The sequence below is a fragment of the Lacticaseibacillus rhamnosus genome (assembly GCF_900636965.1).
Lineage (GTDB): Bacteria > Bacillota > Bacilli > Lactobacillales > Lactobacillaceae > Lacticaseibacillus > Lacticaseibacillus rhamnosus.
The window spans coordinates 2,244,946-2,269,718 of sequence record NZ_LR134331.1 but is presented as its reverse complement, the minus strand read 5'-3'; the positions used below and the strand labels follow the sequence as shown (position 1 = coordinate 2,269,718).

Here is a 24,773-nt window from a genome sequence, read left to right as displayed (position 1 = left end):
AAAAGCGTACCATTTCTTGCAAAAGTCGAGAAATGGTACGCTATTATTTTGAAACGATGAATGATGGGCCTTGATTGTTTTAATAAGGCCGCATATTTTTGTCTTGAGCTAAAAACTTCACCAACAAAAGCAGATGACGTGACAACATTAGTCTTGATGCTGGCTCTTGGCTTCTTTAACCTCTTCGGCAACGGTTTGCTTAACCGGCTTTGGGTCTTCAGTCACATCAAACCAGTTGGCAAAACCGCGGGAGAAATCGGCAACCGTAAAGTTAAAGTGATCGATTTTGACCTTGTCATGTAACTTTAGATCCGGATGTGTTTCCATGATGAAGCCGGCTATGGTAATGATTTCGGAGTCGGTGAACGCTTTAATGTCGGTGTGGAAATAGCGCTCAAAGTCCCAAAGTGTGGTCTTGCCGCTGACTCGGAAAACTTTAGGATTGTCGGTTTTGCGAATATATTCATCAGACACATCGTCAATTTCATCTTTAACAGTGCCGAAAAGTTCTTCATAAATATCTTTATCTGTCACAATGCCGCTGGTGCCGCCGTATTCATCCACAACGACAACGATGGGCGTTTGCTTCTTGATCATCTGGGCTAAGATGTTATGAATCGGCGTTACTTCCGGTACATTAATGATGGAGCGCAAGAGTTTGGAAACTTTGACGGACGGATCCACCTGACCTTGTTTAACCAGATCATAGATGTAGACATAGCCTAAAATTTTGTCCTTATCGCCATTTGCAACGACGGGGAAGCGACTATAGCCTTGGGTTAAATAATCACGTAAGGCTTCTTTAACGGTGGTATTAATATCAATCACAAACAGGCTGGTGCGATCAACCATGATATCTTTGGCGGTCTTGTCGTTTAACTCGAATGCCCGCTGCATGTAGATGACATCGTTTTGTTCCATATCGCCTGATGTTACGGCGTTTTTACTAAGACTCAAAATTTCGGCTTGCGAAAAAGCCTCGTTACCTTCATCAGCCGGCTTCATGCCCATCATTTTGACAATGCCGGTCGCACTGACATTCAGTAACCAGACGAAGGGGAAGAACAAAATGTGGAAATAATGCAAAGGGGTGACAACTAACATTAACGTTTTAATTGGATAGTCAATCGAAATGTTTTTTGGCACGATTTCGGTAAGCACCACTTCCAAATAAGTTAAAATAATGACCCCTAAAACTGCACCTACCGCATGTAAACTACCATTAGGCAAGCTTAAATGCGTCAACCCGAACAAATCGACCAGCAGGAATTCAACGGTGGTTTCACCAATCCACCCTAAAATAATACCTGCCAGCGAAACGCCGACTTGGGTTGTGGACAAATATTCATTCAAGTTGTGCACCATTCGCAAGGCGCGCTCGATTTTCGCTTTGCGGCCTGTGCCTTTGTCAATCATATCTTCCAAGGCACTCGGACGACTTTGAACCAATGCAAATTCACAGGCGACAAAAAATGCCGCGAAGAAAAAGGTGACGAGCATCACCAATAAATTGGGGACGATTTGGCCACTTTCCATGTATTCCATTCCTCATTTCATGTTACTTACAAACTTAATTTTAACATTGAATTGGCCGGATGAACGATAATTCATGAGTTGATTGCTTCTATGTTATGCTGAGATCGGTCAGAAATTACTTTGGGGTAGTTGCGGCGGCTTGATTAGATGGCAGCATTTGATATAAAGCGTCTGTCAGCGTGGTTATCTGCGCGTAAGAATCTGTGTTGTCATGTCAAACCGTGAGTGGCCACACCATAAAGCGCGTATACACCGAGTGCTGATCGCGTTTGACCACGTTTATTTTGAATAGGAGCAAGATTAAGATGGAACAGGTTAAGATGTATTGGGAAACGATGAAAGTTTTTAAAGCGAATCCAGAAATGCCAAAGACGGAACTGATCAGCCAACCATTACCGCAAACGCCGGCACAAGGTTCTACTGCGCCGCAAATTGCTATTCGGAATGTGGATGTTTTCCAGCTTATGAGTGAGTTGACAGGCAAGATTGGGGTGATGAATTTTGCCAGTCCGATTCATCCAGGCGGTGGTGTGATGTTTGGCGCCCGAGCCCAAGAGGAATCGATTGCCAAAGGAACTTTCCTGGTGCCCGCCTTGAAGCAACATATGGCCGATTACTATGATGTCAATTGTCAGCAGGCCAATCGCGGGCTCTTTAGTTCCAAACTGATTTATGCTGAACATGTGCGCCAGGTGTTTGACGATCAAGGCCGGCGATTACCGAATAAATATGTTGATATCGTCACAGTAGCTGCTCCTGATCGTCGGGTAGATCCGCAATTAGATGACGAAACCGCCATGCATGATATTGCGTTTAAGGTTCTCCAAACGTTACGTGCTTTTAAAATGCATGCGGTTGATCAGATCATTTTGGGAGCTTTTGGTACCGGCGTTTTTGGGAATCCCGTCAAACCGGTTGCCAAGATTTTTCGCGACACGTTGTTGATGCCTGAATTCGCCGGTGCTTTTAAACGGGTTTATTTTGCTATTTATAATCCCGGGATGACGACAATAAAGGCGTTTGCCGCGGTGCTAAAAGGTGAAGATGAACAATAAAGGAGAGCTGATGGGCGGATGAAGCTTACAGTCATGCAACATGCAAATGCCGAAGATCTTGGGGTGATTAAAGAATGGGCCGCAGATCAGGGGATTGAAACAGTCACCTATCGACCGGACCAAGGCGATCCAATTGCCCAGTTAAATCCAGCTGATATTGATGGGTTGATTGTGCTTGGCGGGCCGATGAGTGTGAATGATGATCTCGATTGGCTTGCTGCTGAACGGATTTTGATTCGCAGTCTGAACAAACTTAACCGGCCTGTTTTAGGTATCTGCCTTGGAGCACAGCAAATTACCAAAGCGTTCGGCGCCAATGTGTATCGCATGCCGAAACCTGAGGAAGGCATCGGGACAGTAAAAGGAACGGATGGGACGTTATTGAATGTTTTCCATTGGCACGGCGAAGCGATGAGTCGATTACCCGGCAGTCAGATACTGTATGAAAATGAGCACGCACTGCAAGGCTTTGCTTATCATGAGCGGATTGTGGGCTTGCAATTTCATTTGGAAGTCACGCCTGCAATGATTACAGCGATTGGCGCGGTAGCTGATAAACCGCAAGCGCCGGTCAACGAAGCACTGCTAGAGCCGGGACATCAGGTTTTGACGGCTATTTTAGAACGGCTGTTTAAATGATCGACAATGATGAAGCATGTTTCCGAGCTGTAAACAAATACGAAACCAGGTAGCTATGTAGCGGTTAAATGGTGACCTGCTTGCGGATTGAAGGCTGGATACCACTGACTAAATGAGGGTGATTGTGCCGACTGTTATGTTAAAGCTGTAATCTAATGTAATCTTTTGTCATAGAACTTAACCTAAACGCAACACGCCGAATACATGTTCGTAATACTCACTGACTATACTAAGCGACAGTTAGTTAAGTCACCACACAAATTCAGGAGGAACTCGAACATGAAAAAGCTCTTAAGTACAGTATTATTCTCAGCCGTTGCTTTATCTGCCGTTGCCTTGTCAAAACCAGGTCACGTTAACGCGGCAACGAAAGATACTGACACCACCGTCAGCGCACCAGCCAGTGATAAGACTGAAGCTGATGTCACTTATAATGGCGGTGCAACAACCGTTTGGACCTCACCGACTGTGGGACAGCAAGTTAAGCGTTATGTAGCAACCGGTGAACATCTTAAATTTATTAATAGTAAAAAAGTTTACGCAGAAATCTGGTACGAAACATCTGACCATGGTTGGGTTCCAGAACGTTATTTGAGCATCAACACCTTGCAGCAATTATCATCATTGACCAAGAAGGCTGATGCCACTGCTGTGCCAACTCAGACAACCTCGACTGCGGAACAGGTTGCGCAAACATCCACAGATAATAATCAGGCTGCATCCGATGCTGCTGCTCAAAGTGCTGCAGCTTCTAATGCGGCTGCCTCAAGCGCCGCTGCATCAAGCGCTGCAGCTTCCAGCGTTGCGGCATCCAACGCTGCTGCTTCCAGCGCGGCTCAGGCTGCGGCTCAACAGCAGGCGCAACAACAAGCTCAGCAACAGGCTGCGGCTCAACAACAGGCACAACAGCAAGCCGCTGCTCAGCAACAAGCACAGCAGCAGGCAGCTGCATCTCAGGCTGCCGTTCAACAACAGCAAGCACCAGCAACCCAGACGACCCAAACATCAACTAATAAGGGCACTTTTAAAATTAGTTTCTATGACCCGTCTGTTTTAGGTAGCAACATGGGTTACGAAGGTGTGGCTGCAAACCTGAGCGTCTTCCCTAAAGGTACTAAGCTGCGAATCACCATGTCTAACGGACAAGTGTTAGAACGAACCGTTAATGATACTGGCTCATTTGCATATAGCAACCCGCGCCAGCTTGACGTCGCAATGCAGGGTAAGGACATTCCATCAGCCGGAGTGCTTTCTGCAACCGTTGAAGTGATCAACTAAGCATCGGCAAACTTTAATCAGTTAAAATCAGTTTAAAAAGCACGCGTCAATTCCCTAGCATTAGGAATTGCTAACGCGTGCTTTTTACGTGGTTGATTTTAGAGAGATAAGCTTAATGTACCCGTGAACTCAGTAGTAGATAAAGTTGTGCGGTTTCAGCCAGCCGTTTGTCGGTAACCTGGTACCAACGATTAATGATCAATTGTGAGCTGATCAGTTCTTCGACCGCTAACTGATCACCGGTTGGTTGTTTTGGCGGTGCAACGGCAGCCACTAACTGTCCTTTGGCATTCAGCAGGGCACTAAGAACCTGAGTGATCGCTTTTAATTCCGCTGGCGATTGGTCGAATGCGCCAACAATCAAATCGTAGGGACCCGTCAGCAATTTCAACCACCGATCGGGCATGATTCGGTATCGGAGCCGATCAGAACTCGCAGCTGCACGCGCATTTTGAATGGCTTCGGTATCGGTGTCAATCCCAAGAACAGCTGTCGCACCGTGGTTCAAAGCATAACGGCAAAACCAGCCATCGCCACAATGAATGACAAGGACGCGCAAGTCAGTCAACGGTGGCATTTTCTTGATGAGTGCCTGCCAAATCGGTTGATGATCGCCTGATTCAACTGGCAGGTTGGGGTTATCTTGCATATTAGGATATGGCGTTTCCATAGGTTCACAACCTTTCACGTTCATTATAGAGGAAAAAGATGAACGATGTGTGACGAGATAGCGGGTAGGAGGGATCACGATGCTACCTCAAAATTCAAGGCAAGTACGGCACCTGTCAGCACCTTGTCTAAGAGGAATCTGAAAAAATGCCGGAAATTCAAACAAAAGTATTGCATTCCTCTAAGAAACATGAGAATATACTATACATACTTATTGCCCAGTAGTTCAGTGGTAGAATGCTTGACTGTTAATCAAAGGGTCGCTGGTTCGAATCCAGCCTGGGCAGGCCTTAATCGCGGATGACGATAATATCCGCGATTTTTTATTTGAGCACGAGCCGACTTCTGCGCCGGGTACCGCGTCATGTTGTGTTTGCGCTGACGCAATTAAGCGATGGTTCTTGAGTGAGATGGCACGATGGTTCGTCAGTTTAAATTAACCAGATTAAAAAGAACACTAAAGAGACAGGCCATGAACGAATTCTTTGATCAATTGTAAACAAAACATGGTATGCTTAATGAAATACAAAAGCAGGAAGGGTGGCGTCATGCATACAAAGACGTTGACACGGATGGGGTTATTGTTAGCTGTATTAATCGGGTTGGCATTTGCCCCACCAATTACCGTTGGATTCTTGGGTGTACCAATCGTTTTACAGAATATGGGTGTCATGTTGGTCGCCATGTTATTGCCGACGCGTCCGGCAACCATTACGATCGGCATGTTACTGGCGTTGGCTGCGTTAGGATTGCCAGTGTTGACTGGAGGACGCGGTGGCATTGCTGTCTTTATGGGCCCGACAGCCGGCTTTATGTATGGCTGGTTGCTGACGCCGCTAGCGTACGCGGGCATCACGCATTTCCTGAAACGGGATTTCTGGCTCACAAAAGCAATCGGCATGACATTTGGCGGCGTTTTGCTGACAGAACTTTTGGGCGCATTATGGCTAACGGCCACGACCAGTATCGGATTTGTGCCTGCCATTTTAAGCGTTCTGATTTATATTCCAGGCGACTTGCTTAAAATGGCACTGACCGTGTTAGTTGTTCAGCAACTGACCGCTGTTATTCCGGCGTTGCGCCAGAACTGAATTTGGTCATCAATCAATTAAACAATTAAAAAATACCGCAACCTGATCGGCGTTTCATGTGATCGGCTTGCGGTATTTTTAGAGTTATTCTTGACAATGGGCGAATGCCAATCAAAACGGGAAGAATGACTGGTCGATATGACGTCATTAATCGACAAACAAAAGCTCAAACGTATGGTCTTGGGTATTAATATTGACGGCAACGTGGCGGTTAAGATCGCTGACCAGATTTCGGGCAAATGCCATCTTGGCCTCAAAATCTTTCAATTTAGCGGTAAAAGGCACCGAATTGAAGTCAAAATTCTCACCAATGAAGGCGGCATCTGTGACATATTTAAGGTTGTTTTGATCGTGCCGACTACCTGGTTTCAAAACAGCGTCTAAGTAATGATAGAGTTCTGATGGCGCGTAATGCAGCGGCTTAACTAGATCGGTTGTGATCTTGAAGTCTGGCGCATCATCGGCCATTTCTTCATTGACCTGTACTTGGGTAAGTCCTTGATATAATTTCAAAATAGGCACCTCTCATCTTTATTTTCTATTATAGCATGCTCAACGTTGCGCGATTCGCTCAAGTGCTTTTTGAAATTCTGCCTGCGCCAAAGCAGTGGTTTCTTTTGCTTGCGCTTTCTCCAGGAATGTTGTCAATTCAGCATTTGGGGTTGCGGCAAGCTCGCTTACAGCCCATGCGGCAGTCGCGCGAATCATGGGGCGGGGATCGGTATCGATCACCTCAAGCAAATGAGGGACGGCACTGCGATCGTGGAGATTGACAAGAGCAATGATCGCATTACGTTGCAAGGGCTTTTTTCCCCGCCAGGCACCGGCAAGCTTCCCGAATCGGTTTTTGAATCCTTTATTGCTTAGCGTCAGCATCGGGATCAATTCCGGCATGACAGTATCCGGGTCAGGCTCCATTTCAGGATGAACGTGAAAATCTTTGCCTTTGTTGAACGGGCACACTTGCTGACAAATATCACAGCCGTATAAAACATTGCGAATCATTGGCCGAAATTCCGGGTCCATAAACCCTTTTGTCTGTGTCTGGTAAGATAAGCAGCGTTGTCCGTTCATTCGACCGTCGCCGAGTAAAGCATGCGGTGGACAAAAGTCGATACAGCGGGTGCATGTGCCGCATTGACATGACATGGGTTCATCAGGGGCAAATTTAATATTGGTTATGATTTCGCCTAAATAGACATAGGAACCGAACTCGGGTGTAATTAATAAACCATTTTTACCGATAAAACCCAGCCCTGCTCGTTGGGCAACTGCCACATCAATTAGTTCGCCGGTATCGACCATGGGTTTAAAGCGGATATCAGTCTGTGACTTGGCGGTTTTTTTAATAAAGCGAATGAGTGCTGCCATTTTCCGGTCGAGAACCGTGTGATAATCAATTCCCCAGCTGGCACGAGCAAAGCGCCCACGTTTGGGACCGGTTCGTGGTGGTCGGTCGTGAATTTTCGAGGGATAAGCCAGCGCAATGGCGATAATACTTTGCGGTTGGTCGAAAATTTTATCCGGATAGAGCCGCTCGTCCAGATTCTGGTGTTCAAAGCCAGTTGTGTGGCCGGCAGCTTTTTGTGCCAAAAGGCTTGGTTTTAATGCAGCAAAGTTATCGGCTGTCGTAAACCCGATTTTGTCAATACCCAGATCTTTGGCGTGCTGCTTAATCGTAGCTTTAAGATCCATGAGCGCCACCCCTAACAATGGTGTTTGCCATTATTTTAGCTAAATGACCTGACGAACGCAAAAAATCGCAATGCTGTAAATTCCTACGTCGGTGAACGCATTATGATACAGTCATTTTAATAGACAAAAAGCGCCATGCGGCTAGGCCGAACAGCGCTTTTACATTACGCACTTCCCTGATTTAACTTCGGAAAGTGCAGGATAATGGGCAGGAGGTGAATATCGCTTTTCACGACGATGTTAAAGTACCGCTAAAATGTGAACAGAATATGACGATTTTGGCGCTAATTACTGAAGATAAAGTTCGCGTAAATCACGCTTTTCGGCGTCGGTTAATTGCAAGGCTTCCTTCAGGTAATTGTGCATGTTGCCATATTCAGCATCAATGGTGGCTAAGGCGCTATCAAGAAATGCACCGGAGACCGTGCCGAGATCGCGAATGTTGGCAAGCAAAGCATCAGTTGCACCGCGTTTGCGAGCGGCAGCAAGATTTTTCTCGACCATTGGCTGAATAAGATCGTTGGTTGCCAGATAGTCTTGGCGAATGGTGTGGCCGTCAACGCCTAATGCTGACAGCAAATAAACGGCGCCCATGCCGGTGCGATCTTTACCAGCCGTGCAATGAAATAAAACAGCACCGTCATTTTCCTGATGACTTAAAAGGATATCAAAGAACTGCCGATAAGCTTTTTGCGCGGAAGGCATTTTGACAATATCGGCATAAGTTTTGACCATATTTTCAAAGCCAGCGTGGGGATCGCGTGAAAAACTTTTTTGTAGAGCATCGGCTTGTTCGCTGCTTTTGGTTTCATCTGTTGGGAAAACCGGGACGAAATGATAAGTCGTGTTTTCGGGATAACGATCAGGTTCGGCTGCTTGTTCTTCCGGAGACCGAAAATCGACATCGGTTGTCAGGCCATAGTCTGCCAGATATTGCAAGTCGTCATCTGACAGTTCACTTAATCTGGCAGAGCGAATAATTTTACGTGATTTAATCACTTGACCTGATTTCGTCTTGTACCCACCAAGATCGCGAAAGTTGAGGCCGTTTTTGATATTAAGAACAAATGGTTCCAAATTTAATTCCTCCATCGTGAAAACGTTTGACTTTAGTATACGCGAAATGGATGGTGACCAGCAACGGCTGAATAGTTTTTCGTGACGATCTCGCGTTTATCGGCGTAGGGATCGGAGTGTAAGGACCTTAAGTGCAATGGCCAAGACCGGGCCATCACGCTTAAGGCCGCTTACACTCCGACTTCTAAGCGCGCCGGCTCGCGCTTACTTTCCATAACGCGCTCCCCGGCGCAGGGATCTACGTGTAAGGACCTTGGTCGCAATGGCCAAAGCCCGGCCATCACGCCCAAGGCCACTTACACTCCGATCCCTAAGCGCGCCGGCTCGCGCTCACTTTCCATAACGCGCTCCCCGGCGCAGAAGTCTGCGTGTAAGGACCTTAGCCGCAATGGCCAAAGACCGGCCATCACGGCTAAGGCCGCTTACACTCCGACTTCTAACCGCGCCGGCTCGCGCTCACAAAAAAAGAGCCGTTTTCAGACGACTCCTTCATCACTTCGAACAACTATTCAGGCTGTGAAATAATAAGACCAGCAATGAATGCTGCGACGAGTGACTTGGTTCCTGAAGAAAGCGGCGAGCCGTTGTAGGTCAAAACGGAATTGTTTCCGATGAGATCTTCAATGCGGATCGTTGAGCCTTCTGCAGCTGCTTTTTCCTGTTCTTGCTGTTTCGCATACTTATCAGGGTATGCAACACCGAGCAATTCCAGTGGGTCGGTTTGATAGTATTCTGCAAGTTTACGAATACTGCGTTCACTTGGAATTGTTTGATCATTTTCCCACTTGGTAAAGCTTGCCGGGGAAGTATGGGTTGCCTTTGCAACTTCTACAATTGATTCGCCACGACTTTTACGGATTTGTCGTAAAACACTGCCAACACCATTTGTAATCATTAATTTCACCACGCTTCTTTTCATTTTGAACGCCAAATTTTTAAAAATTAAGAATTCAGCTTACTCACTTTAATATAGCATCATTACGCATTAAATCAATCATAAAACCGCAAAAGTAAAGCATATTTTAATAAATAATGATAGCCATTCTGCAAGTTGTATGTTAATGCTTCAAGGATGTTACTGGCATATATTTTACATGGTGTGAAGATAGATTACCATGTAAAAGTGCAAATTTATTTCTTGTATTCGTTTCCTCACCGTTCTATGCTTAAGTTAATTAGAAAGTTAGGATGTGAGCGGAATGGATCAAGAATATGATCGCTTGCTGGTACCTGTAGACGGATCGAAGGAAGCTGAATTAGCTTTCAACAAGGCAGTTAAAGTTGCATTGGCCAATCAAGCACATTTGGATGTGTTAAATGTGCTTGATACCAAACAATTTATCGGCAGTTACGGCGGCATGATCTCAGGTGATGCAGTTTATCAGCTGACACAGGACGCACAGGAATATTTAGAGAACTTGAAGGATCAGGCAAAGCAAACCGGCCTGACAGATGTGGACATCCATATCCGGTTTGGGAACCCTAAGACAGTTATCGCAACCGACTTTCCTCACGACCATCACAACGACTTGATCGTGATCGGCGCAACCGGTTTGAATGCAGTTGAGCGCGTATTAGTCGGTTCGGTGACAGAATACGTTAACCGCACGGCTCCGTGTGATGTTCTGATTGTCAAAACAAAATAAGCGTTTTATCGATGAAGAGTCGGCAGCGAAGGTTGCGGACTCTTTTTTGGTAAGCGCGAGCCGGCGCGTTTAGAAGTCGGAGTGTAAGCGGCCTCAGGCGTGATGGCCGGGCTTTGGCCATTGCGACTGAGGTCCTTACACGCAGACTTCTGCGCCGGGGAGCGCGTTATGGGCGTAAGCCAGAACATAAGGGCCATCTAGCCTAAAATGGCCGGGCTTTGCCCATTTAGGTTAGAGGTCCTTACACGCAGATTGCTGCGACTGCGAGCGCGTTATAGATAACAGAGAATAACGCCGCCACTTGCCGAAAATAGAATTCCTCCAAGCCACCACAGCCTCAAACGCAACATAACCATCTTCCGAAGTACGTTAACTGGCATTCTCGTAACTGACGGCGTAATGTATCGTTAACAACGATAAAGACTTGGAGGAATCCTAAAATGACAAATGCACATGATCGCGCTGAGCAGGTCAAAACAGAGGCGGCATTGCGGAAGTATCAGGCGCGTAAGCAATACACGGACTGGTTGGCCAAAATGTCACCGGAATTACGTGCTTATCATGACCATGAGTGGGGTGTTCCGGTTCATGATGACCAAAAGCTATTCGAGTTACTATCGTTAGAAATTTTTCAGGCTGGTCTGAACTGGGAATTGGTACTGCATAAGCGAGCCGCTTTTAACGATGCGTTTCATCAGTTTGATATCAAAAAAGTGGCTGCGATGGATGAGCCGGACATCGATGCCTTATTACAACGCACCGACATTATTCGCAACCGGATGAAACTTGAAGCAACGGTCACGAATGCACGGGCTATTTTGCGAATTCAAGCGGCGTATGGCAGCTTGAATGACTATTTATGGGCATTTGTGGATGGCAAACCACTTGTCAATCGACCTAAATCTTTGGCCGAGATCCCAACCAGAAGCGCATTATCGGTGAAAATTGCTAAGGATTTGAAAAAGAACGGGTTTGCCTTCGTTGGCCCGGTAATCGTGTATAATTATTTGCAAGGCGCAGGATTAATTGATGATCATGTTGTGATGCAAGACTGATCCAATCAGCGCAAAAAGGGGCAAGAGCGTTGAAACGCATCCGCTTATGGGGGATTTTTCTGGCTATCCTTGGTTCAAGTTTATGGGGAATATCCGGTCCAGTGAGTGAAGCTTTATTTGATGAAGGCATTAAAGTTTCCTGGCTGATTAGCTCTAAAATGATCATTGCTGGCGTTGTTTTGATGACGTTAGCTGTTTGGAAAGATCGCGCTGCCATTATGTCACCGTGGCGCAATCGGCGTGATGCGATACAGCTGATTTTGTTTGTGTTGTTTGGCATGATCGGGATGCAATATATTTACTTTAAAGCAGTTGCAGTGGCTAACGCAGCGACTGCGACAATTTTGCAATATCTATCACCGGTTATCGTTTTGGTTTTTTTGGCGTTACGATTACGTGAAAAACCACGCCGAATTGATTTATTCACAATTGCCATGGCGATGCTTGGTACCATGCTAGTGGTGACAAAGGGACGGTTAACACATTTGGCTATTTCGCCGTCTGCTTTTTTCTGGGGGGTGATGGCCGCTTTAGCCGCAGCAGCGTATACATTATTGCCGGCGGGATTACTGAAGCGGCATTCGCCTATTGTCGTGACAGCTTGGGCTCAATTACTGGGTGGCTTATTAGTTGATATTTTCGATCCTTTCTGGAAACAAATTCCGCACTTGGATCAAGCAGGGTGGGCCGGTTACTGGTTTATCGTCATCTTTGGGACGATTGTTGCTTATTCGGTCTATTTGGCCAGCTTACAGTTTATTTCGCCGACAGCCGCGACCTTGTTAGACGCGTTTGAGCCGCTGGGGGCAACCTTGGTGTCGGTCATTTTTTTGCATATGCATCTAGGTGTGGCTGAGATACTGGGTGGGATGATCATTATTTTAACCGTGGCGATGATGGCACTCATGACCCCACGCGGACCTAAGCTTGAGGATCGTTCCGACTAAGTGGCTAATGCGCAACCTGTTTTTAGGCAAAAAAAGAAGGACAAATGAACGAACCCTTGATAGCGCTTGGCTCGCAAAAAATTCATTTGTCCTTTTCTTTGTTTGTTTCTCAGGTGGAAGCTTGAACCTATGCTCGTCAAATCAAAGCGTGTCGCAAATTGCGAGGCAGCATGTCCCAACAAAATCAAGCTTAACTTGCGTGTTTAACGAGAAGGTTGGGAAGTGCTTGTTGGTGCTGGTTGCGGCGTAATGCGAGAATGTAGCCGTTTTTGACGCGCAGACGATAGGTGACAAATAACTGCAGTTGGATTGGACGCCCCAAATAGTCAATAATCGGATATGGTGTCTGATTCGTCGGCATGATGCTCATCCCCTTAACATCATTATAGAACCAAAAAGTGTCACAAGTTTATAACAATCATGCACATCAAACCCGATGTCCATGCTATACTGGCGTAAGAATCTGCGATGAATATGGAGGCACAACATGGATCAGTTTAGTATCAGTAATTTAGCAGACTGGCTTGAGGCCCATAATGATGAGCTCATGGCTAAGACCACCCAGCTGGATCCCACGAAGGTTTTTGCCATTGTGGATTATTTAAAGGTACTTAAGAAACCGGCTGAAAAATACTTGCACATGAAACAGGCTGATTATTACACCACTGAATCGGATCACAAACTCAATCTGCCCGATGATCAGGCACCGTTAACGGCGGCACATGATCGGATTATGGTGAATCACGTTGATGGTTCGATTAAAGATGATCATTTAAACTTTACATATAACCATGAACCGGTTTTTGACGGTGGTTATGCACCTCAACGCGATCTCAACATTGTGAAGTATGGGCTTGAAGTGATCGGTGCGGTTGCAACCAGCGGGCACATTAAAACTGTCAGTGCCGCATTGTCACCTGATGCAGTTTTGACGCTTATTTTAGCTGCCAATGCTTTTGCCACGCATCAAGCATAAATTTTATACTGGCGATGCTAACCAGTCATGATCGGTGAGTTCATGATATTTTTTAGAAACCGGAACCCAAAGATGGGCTTTTAGGATAGCGCTGATGCTCTGCCAAAAAGCAGGGTCATCGCGCTGTTTTTGGTTAGTTTGAATCGTGATTGACGCGCCGGTTTCAGTGATGGCGGTGATATTAGGGTAAACAATTTGCTGTAATTGGGTTGCGATGAAATCTGTCTGGTTAATCAACATAAGAATCATCCTTTCATTTGTTGATAGAACCAGCATAGCTTGTCCATGTGGCTTTATCGCGAATCAGTCGGGATGAATTTGGGGATAAATAATGATAAACGTGTGGTTTTTTCCCTAAGCAAAGGTTAAGGACGTTAAGAAAAATGAAGCCTCGATAACACTTGCAGCTCGAAACGCAATAATGCTGATGGAGTGTGGACTTAAGCGTGTGAGTTTACAGGTAAGGTGCGTAATCTTGTTTTAAGCGCATACGTAATGTTTGCTTGGTGGTTTCGGGGATGAAAGCTGCATTGACGGCATTGAGGTTAAAAGTTAGAAAGTCAGCGGCGGTGGTATCAAAATATGCTTGATACCGTTCATACTCGTGGGTCAGGGTGGTGTTGGAGACAGTACGATTATCCGTATTAATCGTGATGGCGGCCCCGGCTTTTTTGAGGGCTTGATAAGGAAATTCTGCCAGTGACCGTGCGGCTTTGGTTTGCAAGTTGCTGGTGAGGCAGAGTTCGATCGTTGTATGGGTTTTCACGATTGTCTGAATCAGTTCAGGTCGGTCAAAACAAGCGGTGGCGTGGCCGATTCGCGGAATACCCAAGCGGATCGCCTCGGCAATATTTTGCGGGCAGTGGCATTCACCAGCGTGGAAAGTTAACGGGACGCCAAGTCGTTGCGCAGTTTCAATGGCAGGTGCACAAACTTTAGTCGGATAGTCAGCTTCGTTACCGGCAAAATCGCCGCCAACCAAGGTATCACCGACTAAAGGAGCATTGGCGGTAAACATGGCTGCATTGTCTGCGTTTGGCAATTGGCGCATGCCGCAAACTAAGACCTTGGCAATAATATCGAATTGGGCCATAGCCTGATGTAAGCCCGTGATAACCGCCTCGGTGGCTTGACTCAATGTTAAATCGCCAGCAGTCGAAAGTACCGGGGCAAATCGGATTTCGATATAGCGGACATTTTCGCGGGCAGCTTGGGCGACAACATCAAAGGCCGCCATCTGCAGCGCCTCCTTGGTTTGCAAAAGGGGTGCGATAAAGTCGAATGTTTTTAGGTAATCAGCCAGATTTTCAGAATTTTCCGGAGCCTGGACCAGCTTGCGTAAGGCGTTATCATCGGCAGGCAACGGTTGATTGATTTTTTGGGCTAGTTGACGAATGCAATTTAAGGACAGAGACCCGTCCAGATGGCAATGCAGTTCCGTTTTACCCAGCGTATGTAAGGTAGCAAAATCCATGATGTTCTCCTTTGAATGAATAGATTGATTTGAGTTTAACATAGGTAGCAAGTAGGGCGTTACAATAGTCATAACAACCGAGTGAAGGGTGATAAAAAATGCGCATGGTCGACTTGATTACAAAGAAACGCGATCACGGGGAATTGACCGATGATGAATTAACCTGGATGATTCAGCAGTATACCGCGGAAAAGATCCCGGATTACCAAATGAGTGCGTTTTTGATGGCAGTCTATTTTAACGGCATGAGTGCGGCTGAACGCGATCACTTTGCGTTTGCAATGCTGCATTCCGGTGACGTCCTTGATTTAAGCGATATTCCCGGCATCAAGGTTGACAAGCACAGTACTGGGGGCGTGGGTGATAAAATCAGTATTCCGCTGGCACCTTTAGTAGCTTCTCTGGGTGTTCCCGTACCCATGATTTCAGGCCGTGGCCTTGGCCATACCGGCGGAACACTGGATAAGCTAGAAAGTATTCCGGGCTTTAATGTTAACGAAACTGAAGCCCAATTCAAACACCAAGTGCAAACACTCCATCAAGCCATTGTGAGTGCCAGTCGCGATGTTGCCCCAGCGGATCGGCGAATCTATGCATTGCGTGATGTGACCGGGACAGTGGAATCGATACCATTAATTGCGGGCTCGATTATGAGTAAGAAACTGGCGAGTGGGACCGATGCCTTGGTTTTCGATGTCAAAGTTGGCAATGGTGCGTTTATGAAGACTTCAGAAGATGCGCGTGCTTTAGCTAAAGCCTTGGTTAGCATCAGTCAGGCTGCCGGCGTCAAAAGTGTTGCTTTGCTAACTGATATGAATCAACCGCTGGGCATTACAATCGGTAACAGCTTGGAAATCGCCGAATCAATCGCTATTTTAAAAAATCGCGGGCCACGGGATGTCCACGACTTAACGGTTGCATTAGCCGCACAGATGTTGGTCTTAGGCAAAAAAGCACCAAGTCTGGAAATTGCCACCGGGTTAGCAGAAGATGCCTTGCGTGATGGCCGAGCTTTGAACGCGTTTAAACAGCTCATTCAAGCTCAAGGCGGTGATCCGGCGGTGGTTGATGATCCGCGGAAGTTACCGCAAGCAGCATATCGAATTCCGGTTAAAGCCGAGCAAAGCGGTATTGTCACTGCGATTGATACGAATGCCCTAGGCGTGGCGGCAATGCAACTGGGCGGCGGCCGCGCTCAAAAAGGAGACACGTTGGACTTGGCAGTCGGCTTAGTTCTACACAAAAAACTGGGAACGCCGGTGACTAAAGGCGATACGCTGGTCATGCTGCACGCTAACGATCAACATGTGGATGCGATTGTAGAGTTGGTGCGCCAAGCTTACCATATCGGCACAACCGCTCCAAAAAAGTTGCCGTTAATTCATGAAGTGATTCGACCGTAAACGTTTTTTCACAAATAGATGCGATTGTTTTCTCTACTGTGAAAAGATAGGAAATCGACTTTCCGGAAAGCGGTTGCGATTATTGACGTCGGAGAATATCATAACAATCTTGTGAAATGAAATATCCTAAGAAGCATGATTTCCATCTGGTTTTTTGGGTTTTTGGTTTTTAAAAAATAAATATCGGGGTATACTTAGATTGTAATCAATCTATTAAAGGAGGAGAAACATATGCTAATGGCAATGGACGTATTATCGCTAGCTCGTTTTCAGTTTGCGATGACGACCGTTTTCCATTTCTTTTTCGTACCGTTTTCAATTGGTATGGGTCTTGTGGCTGCCATCATGGAAACGATGTATGTACGCAAAAAGGATGAGACATATAAAAAAATGGCCAAGTTCTGGGGCAAGATTTTCTTGCTGAGCTTTGCTGTCGGGGTCGTTACCGGTATTATTCAGGAATTTCAATTTGGCATGAATTGGTCGAATTATTCACGATTCATGGGGGACATTTTCGGAGTGCCACTGGCGATTGAAGCCTTGTTGGCATTCTTCATGGAATCGACTTTCATCGGGTTGTGGATGTTTACCTGGGACCGCTTCAAGCCAGCTGTACATGCTATCTTTATTTGGATGACTTGGTTGGGCACCACGTTATCAGCAATTTGGATTCTTTCCGCAAATGCTTTCATGCAACATCCCACCGGTTTTGCGATCAGTCAAACAACTGGTCGGGTCAAATTGGTTGACTTTGGTGCGGTGATCACCAATCCGCAACTGTGGGTTGAATTTCCACACGTCATCTTTGGTGCCTTTACCACAGCCGGTTTTGCGGTTGCGGGCATGGCAGCTTGGCGGTTGCTTAAAAAAGATCATGTTGATTTTTACAAGAAGTCGCTTAAAGTCGGCTTGGTTGTCGGGACCATTGCTTCTGCCTGTGCGATTGGCTTTGGTGACTTGCAGACTCAGTTCATCATTAAGGATCAACCGATGAAGTTTGCGGCAACTGAAGGGATTTACAAAGACACCAGTGATCCGGCACCTTGGACGTTGGTTGAGTTAATCAACACCAAAGATCACACAACTAGCGGCAACATTGAAGTGCCATATTTACTGAGCTTATTGTCCTATCATAAGATGAACGGTTCAGTTAAAGGCATGGAGACTGCTAATAAAGAGCTTGAAGCCAAGTATGGCAAAGATAAGAATTATTATGTACCGGTTAAGACCCTGTTTTGGAGCTTTCGGGTCATGGCTGGTGGCGGCGTTTTGCTCTTCTTGCTGGGTGTCTTAGGCCTGTGGTTCAGTCGTAAGAAGAAGGATACGTTGCTAGATCAGCGGTGGTTATTGTATATTCTCGGCTTTGCTCTGTGGCTGCCGTTTATCATTAATACCGCTGGCTGGTTCATTACCGAATTAGGTCGTTATCCGTGGGTTGTTTACGGATTGTACACGATTGCCGATGCGGTTTCGCCAACCACGACGGCCGGTCAATTGCTGTTCACCAACATCTGCTACTTCTTGATCTTTACCTTATTAGGTGGCGTGATGATTTACTATTCACATCGCGTTTTGAAGAATGGACCAGATGGCGATTTGAACACCGATTATGGGGTCAACAGCGATCCGTTTGCTAAGGAGGCGTTCGCAAAATGAGCTGGTTACAGATTTTATGGTTCTTTTTATTGTTCGTCCTGTTCAGTGGGTTCTTCGTCCTTGAAGGGTTTGACTTTGGAGTCGGGATGTCAACTAAGCTCCTGGCCCACAATAGCGATGAAGAAGATCAGTTGGTAGCAACCATTGGCCCACACTGGGATGGTAATGAAGTGTGGCTCATCACGGCTGGCGGTGCGATGTTTGCTTCCTATCCGATGTGGTATGCAAGCCTGTTCTCCGGCTTTTATATCATGTTCTTCCTTGTTTTGTTTGGTCTGATTGTTCGCGGGGTTTCCTTTGAATTTGCCGCACATGCTGAGACCAAAACCGGGCGCAACATTTGGCGTTGGGCGTTGGCGTGTGGCAGTTTGATTCCGCCGTTTATTTTGGGCATGATTTTCACCGCGATTATTCAACCGCTGCCGATTACCAAAAATGGGGATGTGTTTCCGACGTTGGGCAATCAGATTAATCTATTGACGATTGTCGGCGGCGTTGCAGTGACCCTGATGATGTTGATGCATGGGCTGAACTTCATTCGCTTGAAGACCACAGGCGACTTGCGGAAGCGAGCACGTGACTGGAATAGCAAGTTGTATTATCTGCTTTATGCCGGCGAAGTTGTTTTCGCTGTCTTACTATTCTTCATGACCGATTTCTTCAAGGAACGCCCGATTAGCACGTTGCTGATTCTGGTTATCATCGTTGGTTCAACGGTCGCAGCCCATATCGGGGTTTTAAAAGATAATGAAGTCTTGTCATTCATTGGCAGCGCCCTTGGTTTGGTCGGCGTTGTCGGCGTCATCTTCAACGGTTTATTCCCGCGGGTGATGATTGGTCAAAATGCGGCCATGTCGATTCTCGCTAAGGATGCCAGTGCCAGCCCATTGACGCTGACCATTATGACCATTGTGGCAGTTATTCTTTTGCCAATTGCCTTGGCCTACTTCATTTGGAGCTATGTTGTCTTCCACAAACGCATTCAAGCCAAAGGGGCGGTTAGCGAATGATCGATAAGACGCTGTTGCGCCTTTCGGGAATGCGAAAAACAATGACAATGCTTGCCGGGTTTGCACTCGTGCAAGCTTTTGTTATTTTACTCCAAGGAAAATATCTCGCTGAAGGGATTGTTCATTCTTGGAATCGTCAAAGTTTAGCTGGTTTATGGCTGCCGCTTGGCTTTTTTGCCGCGGCTTTTACGGTCCGCCAGTTGATCGTGTGGGTACGAAACCGTATCGCCGCCAAGTTTGCGATGAAAAGTGCTGCCTGGCTGCAAGCGCAGTTGTTGCGACATCTTTTTGCGCTTGGTCCGGCAGCGGTTGCTAAAGAAGGTACTGGTAATTTAGTCACGATGGCACTTGACGGCATTCCCGAAGCTGAAAATTATATCGAACTTATTTTAAATAAGATCTTGAATATGAGCATTATTCCGTGGATTTTGGTGGCTTATATTTGGTATGAAAACTGGTTGACCGGATTCACGTTGCTGATTATGTTTCCAATCATTATCTTGTTCATGGTCATCCTTGGCTTGGCGGCGCGTGATAAGTCGGAAAGTCAGTACGCCGGATTTCAAAAGATGAGCAATCATTTTATTGATTCACTGCGGGGGTTAAAAACACTGCAACTGATGGGTATCAGTCGCGAGTATGCCAACAACGTCTATGAAGTCTCTGAAGATTATCGCAAGCAGACGATGGGCGTTTTGCGAATCGCCATGCTTTCCACCTTTGCGTTAGATTTTTTTACCACTTTATCAATCGCAGTCGTGGCGGTTTTTCTGGGCATTAAGCTAATGGATGGCACGATTCCGTTGTACCCCGCGATGGTAGCATTGATTTTGGCACCTGAATATTTTATGCCGATTCGTGATTTCGGAACGGATTACCATGCCACTTTGAACGGTAAGAATGCCATGACGGCGATCTGGAAGGTGATTGACCAGCCGCTGCCAACGGATACGCATGTGCTACCAGCGTTTAAGGGATGGCAGCCGCAAGATACACTCAGCATGCAGCATCTTGATTTTACTTATGCTGACAAGCGAGCGGGCATTCAGGATGCTAATTTAACCTTTACTGGACCGGAAAAAGTTGCCATTATTGGCGCGAGTGGATCAGGAAAATCAACGTTACTGAATTTAATTGGCGGATTTTTACAGCCGCAAGCTGCCGATATCACGTTGCGCGGGACCAAAATTCCCCATATGACGCAAACGGCCTGGCAGGATCACCTGAGTTATATTCCGCAAGATCCTTATCTGTTTGCGGATACGATTGCGGCTAATATTCGGTTTTATCGGCCGGATGCTTCTGATCAGGCAGTGCGGGATGCCGCAGAATCGGCTGGTTTGACGACTTGGATCAATTCGTTGCCAGATGGTTATGCAACGCGAATCGGTGAAGGCGGCCGCGGCATTTCCGGTGGTCAGGCGCAGCGAATTGCCCTTGCCCGGACTTTAATCGACACAAATCGTTCTATTTGGCTTTTCGATGAACCGACCGCACATCTGGATATTGAAACCGAAGCGGCGTTAAAAGAAACCTTAGTTCCACTTTTTGCTAATCGACTGGTTATCTTTGCCACGCACCGGTTGCACTGGTTGAACCAAATGGACCGGGTTATCGTGGTTGACGGGGGCAAGATTGTTGCGGAAGGAACCCCGACTGAATTAGCCGCCCACTCTAAGCCGTATCAGGCGTTGGTCCATGAAATGCGAGGTGAATTCAATGCATTGGTTGAAAAATGAACATTGGGTCCGGCCTGATCTCAAGCGCTATCGGTGGCTGTTGTTTTGGTCATTGATTCTGGGCATTATGACCTTTGTCTTTGCCGGTGCGCTGATGTTCACCTCCGGATTTCTAATTGATAAAAGTGCGACCAAGCCACTGTTTGCTGCGATTTACGTCACAGTGGTGCTGACCCGGGCATTCGGGGTTGGCCGGCCAGTCTTTCAATATGCTGAACGCCTGACCAGTCATAATTGGGTGTTGCGGATCACCAGTCACATGCGGCGAAAATTATATAAAGTCCTGGAAACCGATGCGGCATTTGTCTCCGAACATCATCAGACGGGCGATATTCTCGGCTTATTGGCGGACGATATCGGACATATCCAAAACCTCTATCTGCGAATGATTTTTCCCACAGTTGTCGGAGCCGGTCTAACGGTCATTGCAACGCTATTATTGGGCTGGTTTAACTGGGGCTTTGCCTTGTGGATATTGCTGCTGTTGCTCTTCCAGATTTTGATTCTTCCATGGTGGGGTTTGGTCGTTGAACGTTTTCGTAAAGCGGAGCAGAAACAGTTGAATCATGATGCCTATGTGTCGTTAACCGATTCGGTGCTGGGCTTGTCTGATTGGGTGATTACCCACCGCGATCAAGATTTCATGAAGCAAAGTCTGGCAGCACCCAAAAAACTTGCTGTCTCTACCGCTAAGTCCAAGCGATTTCAGTGGGGGCGTGATTTTATCGGCCAGCTTTTGTTTGCTTTAATCGCCGTTAGTATGTTGATTTGGACCAATTTGGAATGGACCGGCAATCAGTCAATGGCTAATTGGGTTGGCGCGTTTGTCTTGGTTGTCTTCCCGCTAGACCAGGCGTTTTCCGGAATCGCCCAAGGGGTTGGTGAATGGCCGACTTATCGGGATGCCATCCGTCACCTCAATGATTTACACCCGGTTACGCGCGAGTTGCCACAACAACAGCCAGTACCGACTACCTTTAATAAAATCGAATTAAATGATGTCAGCTTTCGGTATACACCGTCTGATCCTGAATTGATCACAAACATTGATTTGACGATCCAGGCAGGAGAAAAAATTGCCATTCTTGGCCCCAGCGGGATGGGGAAAACCACGCTCTTGCAATTGGTGCTAGGTGATTTAACCCCGACAAATGGCCACGTACTCATTGACGGACAAGATGTACTCGACTACCAGAATCACCGCACGAATTTGTTTGCGGTCCTTGATCAAAGCCCCTTTCTTTTCAATACATCGATTGTGAATAACGTGCGTTTGGGAAATGAAGATGCCAGCGATGAAACCGTTGCGGCGGCGTTAAAAGCGGTCAAATTGGATCAACTGGTTGCTCAGTTGCCCAACGGTATGAACAGCAGTGTTGAAGAAGCAGGCTTTGGCTTTTCCGGTGGGGAGCGGCAGCGTCTGTCACTAGCACGGATATTATTGCAGGATGCCCCGATTGTTTTGCTAGACGAGCCGACTGTCGGATTAGATCCGATCACAGAACAAGCCTTGTTGAATACTATGTTCACGGTTTTAAAAGGTAAAACGATTCTATGGGTAACCCATCATCTGCAGGGAGTTAGCCAAACTGATCGTGTCATTTTCCTGGAAGATGGTCGATTGACGATGAATGACTCGCCACAACATTTGGCTGAACAGAATAAACGGTATCAAAATCTTTATGCGTTGGATGCAGGGTTGAGGTAGTGCTGGAGTTGTGGCATGCCACGGTTTGTGCATTTGAAAAGCAGCTTAGACACTATTTTTAGGATAGTGGCTAAGTTGTTTTTTATTGGCTTGTTGAAGACGATGCAGAACCTCTCCGCATGTTTAATTTTAAAAATAGCACACGGTGTATAAGTACAGTAGCCTAAAAGACTTTTGCTTCGAAATGTGTGTACTAACACAGCCGCCTTGTGCTAAAATTCATCATATAAATGTAAGCGATTTCATACAAGGAGGTACAACATGGAAAAAGTTGCGATCATCGGGGCAACGCTTTTACTTAGTATTGGGTTAGTAGCGTGTGGCGGTGGGTCTGGGTCCAGTTCAAGTAAGAGCAGCAGTACCACTAGCCAAACCAGCAACGCCAAAGTCAAGATTAAAACGGGTGCGGATGCGAATGCCAAAGTTCCAGCTGCTGGTACTTTGGTGATGCGGCAATTGTATGCGGCACCGCATGGTAAGCAGTCTTTTGCGGCGGTGAATGTCACGCTGAATGGTGATACCATCGTGTCCGCTAGAATCAATGAGTTCCAGTATGTCAAAAAGAGTTCGGATTGGACTGGGGTGCCAAATTCCAATAAAGACTTTGGAAAAAATTATCCGTCCGGTCAGATTTTGATTGCTAAGGCGGAAAATAGCAAACCATACTCAGCGTTGATGAAAAAGGAAGCAAAGGCAACTCACACGTGGGAAGAAAACGAAACGGCGATTACGAATTTTGTTAAGGGTAAGAAGATTAGTGATCTAAAAGCGGCTGTGGCTGAAGTGAAGGGTACTAAGAAGGTTAGCGATGTTGTTTCCGGTGCGACTTTTGCTGACACAGCCGGTTATCTGCAAGCGATTTACGATGCGGCAACGACCGGAATGGTTGCGGAAGGAATTCAAACGACTGATCCGAATCTCACGGAAGGTCAGGTTCTGGCGGCGCCGCATGGGACTCAGTCGTTTGGCATCGTGACAGTTGCCATGCAAGGCGATAAAATTGCTAACGTTTTCTTGGATGAGTTCCAATATATGCCAGCCAAGGACTTCGGTGCGGTTCCTAATTCGAATACCGATTTTGGTAAGGGCATTAAGGCCGGCACGGTTTTGGCTTCGAAGCGGGCAAACTCTGATGCTTATTCGGCCATTATGAAGTCAAAAGGCAAAGCGACAAAGACCTGGCAGGAAAATTCAACGGCTATTGATGAATTTGCTAAAGGGAAGACCGTTGCCGAACTTGAAACAGCAGTTAGTGACTTAAAAGGTAAGAAGAAAGCCAGTGACGTTGTGTCTGGCGCTACTTTCACCGACACGGCAGGTTACTTAGCGGCAATTATCAAGGCGGCAAAGGCTGCAAAATAGTCGTGTTCTGAAAATGATTGTGCCGTGAGAATAACGAAGAAAGCTGCGAATGGAAGTTCGTGGCTTTTTAGTTGGCCTGAATAACTTGGCTAATCCTGATGGGCGGCGCTGACAGGCAGTGGGTCGTACTTAGGACTTGATAACGTGTAAGATAAATGTTGAAGGCTTTAAACCGAGGTGAAAAGAATGCGCTGGCTTAAACGCTATGTACGACCGCTGGATTATGTCATTGTTGTCTTGCTATTTATCGCCTGTTTTATTCCGGCGGGGATTTTTTCGCTGACCGAAGCCAATGTGAATACGAGTCAAAAGGTGGCGGTAATTTCAGTTAATGGTCAGGTCAAACGGCGAATTAAGCTGGGAGCGCACACCCGCCATCAGCAGTTCACGCTTTATCCGGCAAAAGGTCAGTACAATATCATTGAAGTTGATGGTGAACGTATTCGGGACAAAGAAGATAATTCGCCTGACCAGATTGCGGTGCATACTGGCTGGATTAGTCGCATTGGCCAGCAGAGTATTTGCTTGCCGCATAAGTTGCTCATAGAGATTAAGCCGGCTCAGGGAAATCATGGTTCCAATGGCGATGCAGGCGGACTGGTTCATCCATAATACAAACTGGTGGCGGCCGATCAGTGTGCGCTGAATCGGCTTTTTTGAAAATGGATAGACTACTGACAGATCAGTTTTGACGGCTTGCACTAAAAATTGCTGCAGTACTGATGACTTCCCGTGGTAAACTGTAACAACAATCTGT

At 46.5% G+C, this 24,773-nt stretch carries 24 protein-coding genes and 1 tRNA gene; 16 read left to right on the top strand and 9 right to left on the bottom strand.

The features are described from left to right. Window positions 1-147 precede the first annotated feature (147 nt). Entirely contained in the window at window positions 148-1,536 is a 1,389-nt protein-coding gene (locus tag EL173_RS11380) for a hemolysin family protein (protein WP_015764670.1), read from the bottom strand. A 305-nt stretch (window positions 1,537-1,841) separates the two neighbouring features. Here EL173_RS11380 and EL173_RS11375 point away from each other — a divergent pair, with 305 nt between their 5' ends. The 3 genes from EL173_RS11375 (at window position 1,842) to EL173_RS11365 (ending at window position 4,508) form a co-directional block, all read left to right on the top strand. Beyond that, the gene (locus tag EL173_RS11375; protein ID WP_005692513.1) at window positions 1,842-2,591 is read left to right on the top strand and encodes a TIGR02452 family protein; all 750 of its coding nucleotides are present in this window, start codon (window positions 1,842-1,844) and stop codon (window positions 2,589-2,591) included. Window positions 2,592-2,609: 18 nt separating this feature from the next. Then, the gene (locus tag EL173_RS11370) at window positions 2,610-3,230 is read left to right on the top strand and encodes a type 1 glutamine amidotransferase (RefSeq protein ID WP_005692514.1); all 621 of its coding nucleotides are present in this window, start codon (window positions 2,610-2,612) and stop codon (window positions 3,228-3,230) included. A gap of 279 nt (window positions 3,231-3,509) precedes the next feature. Beyond that, window positions 3,510-4,508, top strand: coding sequence for a hydrolase (locus EL173_RS11365; protein ID WP_014571528.1), 999 nt, complete (start codon window positions 3,510-3,512; stop codon window positions 4,506-4,508). 112 nt (window positions 4,509-4,620) lie between these two features. Here the strand turns inward: EL173_RS11365 and EL173_RS11360 are convergent, their stop codons facing one another. Then, the gene (locus EL173_RS11360) at window positions 4,621-5,178 is read right to left on the bottom strand and encodes a class I SAM-dependent methyltransferase (protein WP_019728268.1); all 558 of its coding nucleotides are present in this window, start codon (window positions 5,176-5,178) and stop codon (window positions 4,621-4,623) included. Between the two features lie 214 nt (window positions 5,179-5,392). Between EL173_RS11360 and EL173_RS11355 the strand changes: the two genes are divergently transcribed. Both EL173_RS11355 and EL173_RS11350 read left to right on the top strand, forming a co-directional pair. Next, window positions 5,393-5,464, top strand: a tRNA-Asn gene (locus EL173_RS11355). 261 nt (window positions 5,465-5,725) lie between these two features. Beyond that, a complete protein-coding gene (locus EL173_RS11350; protein ID WP_005684654.1) occupies window positions 5,726-6,268 on the top strand; it encodes a biotin transporter BioY in 543 nt (180 codons plus the stop codon). A gap of 147 nt (window positions 6,269-6,415) precedes the next feature. Here the strand turns inward: EL173_RS11350 and EL173_RS11345 are convergent, their stop codons facing one another. From EL173_RS11345 to EL173_RS11330, 4 genes are all read right to left on the bottom strand, one after another. Continuing rightward, window positions 6,416-6,781, bottom strand: a complete 366-nt coding sequence (locus EL173_RS11345) for a hypothetical protein (RefSeq protein ID WP_005698252.1) — start codon at window positions 6,779-6,781, stop codon at window positions 6,416-6,418. 39 nt (window positions 6,782-6,820) lie between these two features. After that, complete coding sequence (gene queG, locus EL173_RS11340; protein WP_005684656.1) at window positions 6,821-7,963, bottom strand: tRNA epoxyqueuosine(34) reductase QueG; 1,143 nt, start codon at window positions 7,961-7,963, stop codon at window positions 6,821-6,823. Window positions 7,964-8,251: 288 nt separating this feature from the next. Continuing rightward, complete coding sequence (locus EL173_RS11335) at window positions 8,252-9,040, bottom strand: tyrosine-protein phosphatase (protein ID WP_014571527.1); 789 nt, start codon at window positions 9,038-9,040, stop codon at window positions 8,252-8,254. A 505-nt stretch (window positions 9,041-9,545) separates the two neighbouring features. Then, window positions 9,546-9,935 (bottom strand): helix-turn-helix domain-containing protein, encoded by a 390-nt coding sequence (locus EL173_RS11330; protein WP_005684659.1) that lies wholly within the window; start codon window positions 9,933-9,935, stop codon window positions 9,546-9,548. 304 nt (window positions 9,936-10,239) lie between these two features. On the opposite strand from EL173_RS11330, the gene EL173_RS11325 reads away from it, so the two are divergent. The 3 genes from EL173_RS11325 to EL173_RS11305 all read left to right on the top strand — a co-directional run bounded on the left by EL173_RS11325 (window position 10,240) and on the right by EL173_RS11305 (window position 12,688). After that, window positions 10,240-10,686, top strand: coding sequence for a universal stress protein (locus EL173_RS11325; protein WP_005684661.1), 447 nt, complete (start codon window positions 10,240-10,242; stop codon window positions 10,684-10,686). A 440-nt stretch (window positions 10,687-11,126) separates the two neighbouring features. Beyond that, window positions 11,127-11,741 carry a DNA-3-methyladenine glycosylase I gene (locus tag EL173_RS11310; protein ID WP_005692524.1) on the top strand — a complete coding sequence of 205 codons (615 nt, stop codon included), beginning with the start codon at window positions 11,127-11,129 and terminating at the stop codon, window positions 11,739-11,741. Window positions 11,742-11,770: 29 nt separating this feature from the next. Next, window positions 11,771-12,688 (top strand): DMT family transporter, encoded by a 918-nt coding sequence (locus EL173_RS11305; RefSeq protein WP_005715354.1) that lies wholly within the window; start codon window positions 11,771-11,773, stop codon window positions 12,686-12,688. Window positions 12,689-12,878: 190 nt separating this feature from the next. On the opposite strand, the gene EL173_RS11300 is transcribed toward EL173_RS11305, so the two are convergent. Then, window positions 12,879-13,049, bottom strand: coding sequence for a hypothetical protein (locus EL173_RS11300; protein ID WP_005684664.1), 171 nt, complete (start codon window positions 13,047-13,049; stop codon window positions 12,879-12,881). A gap of 126 nt (window positions 13,050-13,175) precedes the next feature. Here EL173_RS11300 and EL173_RS11295 point away from each other — a divergent pair, with 126 nt between their 5' ends. After that, window positions 13,176-13,664, top strand: coding sequence for a hypothetical protein (locus EL173_RS11295; protein WP_005684665.1), 489 nt, complete (start codon window positions 13,176-13,178; stop codon window positions 13,662-13,664). Window positions 13,665-13,667: 3 nt separating this feature from the next. Here the strand turns inward: EL173_RS11295 and EL173_RS11290 are convergent, their stop codons facing one another. After that, window positions 13,668-13,904, bottom strand: a complete 237-nt coding sequence (locus EL173_RS11290) for a hypothetical protein (RefSeq protein WP_014571523.1) — start codon at window positions 13,902-13,904, stop codon at window positions 13,668-13,670. A gap of 214 nt (window positions 13,905-14,118) precedes the next feature. Next, a complete protein-coding gene (gene add / locus EL173_RS11285; protein ID WP_014571522.1) occupies window positions 14,119-15,138 on the bottom strand; it encodes an adenosine deaminase in 1,020 nt (339 codons plus the stop codon). 98 nt (window positions 15,139-15,236) lie between these two features. Here add and EL173_RS11280 point away from each other — a divergent pair, with 98 nt between their 5' ends. The 7 genes from EL173_RS11280 to EL173_RS11250 all read left to right on the top strand — a co-directional run bounded on the left by EL173_RS11280 (window position 15,237) and on the right by EL173_RS11250 (window position 24,628). Further along, window positions 15,237-16,541 carry a pyrimidine-nucleoside phosphorylase gene (locus EL173_RS11280; protein ID WP_005692533.1) on the top strand — a complete coding sequence of 435 codons (1,305 nt, stop codon included), beginning with the start codon at window positions 15,237-15,239 and terminating at the stop codon, window positions 16,539-16,541. 231 nt (window positions 16,542-16,772) lie between these two features. Next, window positions 16,773-18,197, top strand: a complete 1,425-nt coding sequence (locus EL173_RS11275) for a cytochrome ubiquinol oxidase subunit I (protein WP_005684670.1) — start codon at window positions 16,773-16,775, stop codon at window positions 18,195-18,197. Then, window positions 18,194-19,207 carry a cytochrome d ubiquinol oxidase subunit II gene (gene cydB / locus EL173_RS11270; protein ID WP_005692535.1) on the top strand — a complete coding sequence of 338 codons (1,014 nt, stop codon included), beginning with the start codon at window positions 18,194-18,196 and terminating at the stop codon, window positions 19,205-19,207. The genes EL173_RS11275 and cydB overlap by 4 nt, the downstream gene beginning before the upstream one ends. Then, entirely contained in the window at window positions 19,204-20,946 is a 1,743-nt protein-coding gene (gene cydD / locus EL173_RS11265; RefSeq protein ID WP_005692537.1) for a thiol reductant ABC exporter subunit CydD, read from the top strand. Before cydB ends, cydD begins: the two co-directional genes overlap by 4 nt. After that, a complete protein-coding gene (cydC, locus tag EL173_RS11260) occupies window positions 20,927-22,654 on the top strand; it encodes a thiol reductant ABC exporter subunit CydC (RefSeq protein ID WP_005692539.1) in 1,728 nt (575 codons plus the stop codon). The genes cydD and cydC overlap by 20 nt, the downstream gene beginning before the upstream one ends. Before the next feature lie 261 nt (window positions 22,655-22,915). Next, window positions 22,916-24,016, top strand: a complete 1,101-nt coding sequence (locus tag EL173_RS11255) for a hypothetical protein (protein WP_005692540.1) — start codon at window positions 22,916-22,918, stop codon at window positions 24,014-24,016. A 186-nt stretch (window positions 24,017-24,202) separates the two neighbouring features. Beyond that, window positions 24,203-24,628 carry a NusG domain II-containing protein gene (locus tag EL173_RS11250; protein ID WP_005692541.1) on the top strand — a complete coding sequence of 142 codons (426 nt, stop codon included), beginning with the start codon at window positions 24,203-24,205 and terminating at the stop codon, window positions 24,626-24,628. Window positions 24,629-24,773: the final 145 nt, after the last annotated feature.

Bases quoted from the DNA above. Each gene is read 5' to 3' on its own strand.
- EL173_RS11255 (WP_005692540.1), top strand. From the start codon at position 22,916: ATGGAAAAAGTTGCGATCATCGGGGCAACGCTTTTACTTAGTATTGGG.
- cydD (WP_005692537.1), top strand. From the start codon at position 19,204: ATGATCGATAAGACGCTGTTGCGCCTTTCGGGAATGCGAAAAACAATG.
- EL173_RS11365 (WP_014571528.1), top strand. From the start codon at position 3,510: ATGAAAAAGCTCTTAAGTACAGTATTATTCTCAGCCGTTGCTTTATCT.
- EL173_RS11290 (WP_014571523.1), bottom strand. From the start codon at position 13,904: ATGTTGATTAACCAGACAGATTTCATCGCAACCCAATTACAGCAAATT.
- EL173_RS11275 (WP_005684670.1), top strand. From the start codon at position 16,773: ATGCTAATGGCAATGGACGTATTATCGCTAGCTCGTTTTCAGTTTGCG.
- cydC (WP_005692539.1), top strand. From the start codon at position 20,927: ATGCATTGGTTGAAAAATGAACATTGGGTCCGGCCTGATCTCAAGCGC.
- EL173_RS11300 (WP_005684664.1), bottom strand. From the start codon at position 13,049: ATGCCGACGAATCAGACACCATATCCGATTATTGACTATTTGGGGCGT.
- EL173_RS11325 (WP_005684661.1), top strand. From the start codon at position 10,240: ATGGATCAAGAATATGATCGCTTGCTGGTACCTGTAGACGGATCGAAG.
- cydB (WP_005692535.1), top strand. From the start codon at position 18,194: ATGAGCTGGTTACAGATTTTATGGTTCTTTTTATTGTTCGTCCTGTTC.
- EL173_RS11360 (WP_019728268.1), bottom strand. From the start codon at position 5,178: ATGGAAACGCCATATCCTAATATGCAAGATAACCCCAACCTGCCAGTT.
- add (WP_014571522.1), bottom strand. From the start codon at position 15,138: ATGGATTTTGCTACCTTACATACGCTGGGTAAAACGGAACTGCATTGC.
- EL173_RS11250 (WP_005692541.1), top strand. From the start codon at position 24,203: ATGCGCTGGCTTAAACGCTATGTACGACCGCTGGATTATGTCATTGTT.
- EL173_RS11370 (WP_005692514.1), top strand. From the start codon at position 2,610: ATGAAGCTTACAGTCATGCAACATGCAAATGCCGAAGATCTTGGGGTG.
- EL173_RS11375 (WP_005692513.1), top strand. From the start codon at position 1,842: ATGGAACAGGTTAAGATGTATTGGGAAACGATGAAAGTTTTTAAAGCG.
- queG (WP_005684656.1), bottom strand. From the start codon at position 7,963: ATGGATCTTAAAGCTACGATTAAGCAGCACGCCAAAGATCTGGGTATT.
- EL173_RS11280 (WP_005692533.1), top strand. From the start codon at position 15,237: ATGCGCATGGTCGACTTGATTACAAAGAAACGCGATCACGGGGAATTG.
- EL173_RS11350 (WP_005684654.1), top strand. From the start codon at position 5,726: ATGCATACAAAGACGTTGACACGGATGGGGTTATTGTTAGCTGTATTA.
- EL173_RS11295 (WP_005684665.1), top strand. From the start codon at position 13,176: ATGGATCAGTTTAGTATCAGTAATTTAGCAGACTGGCTTGAGGCCCAT.
- EL173_RS11330 (WP_005684659.1), bottom strand. From the start codon at position 9,935: ATGATTACAAATGGTGTTGGCAGTGTTTTACGACAAATCCGTAAAAGT.
- EL173_RS11380 (WP_015764670.1), bottom strand. From the start codon at position 1,536: ATGGAAAGTGGCCAAATCGTCCCCAATTTATTGGTGATGCTCGTCACC.
- EL173_RS11310 (WP_005692524.1), top strand. From the start codon at position 11,127: ATGACAAATGCACATGATCGCGCTGAGCAGGTCAAAACAGAGGCGGCA.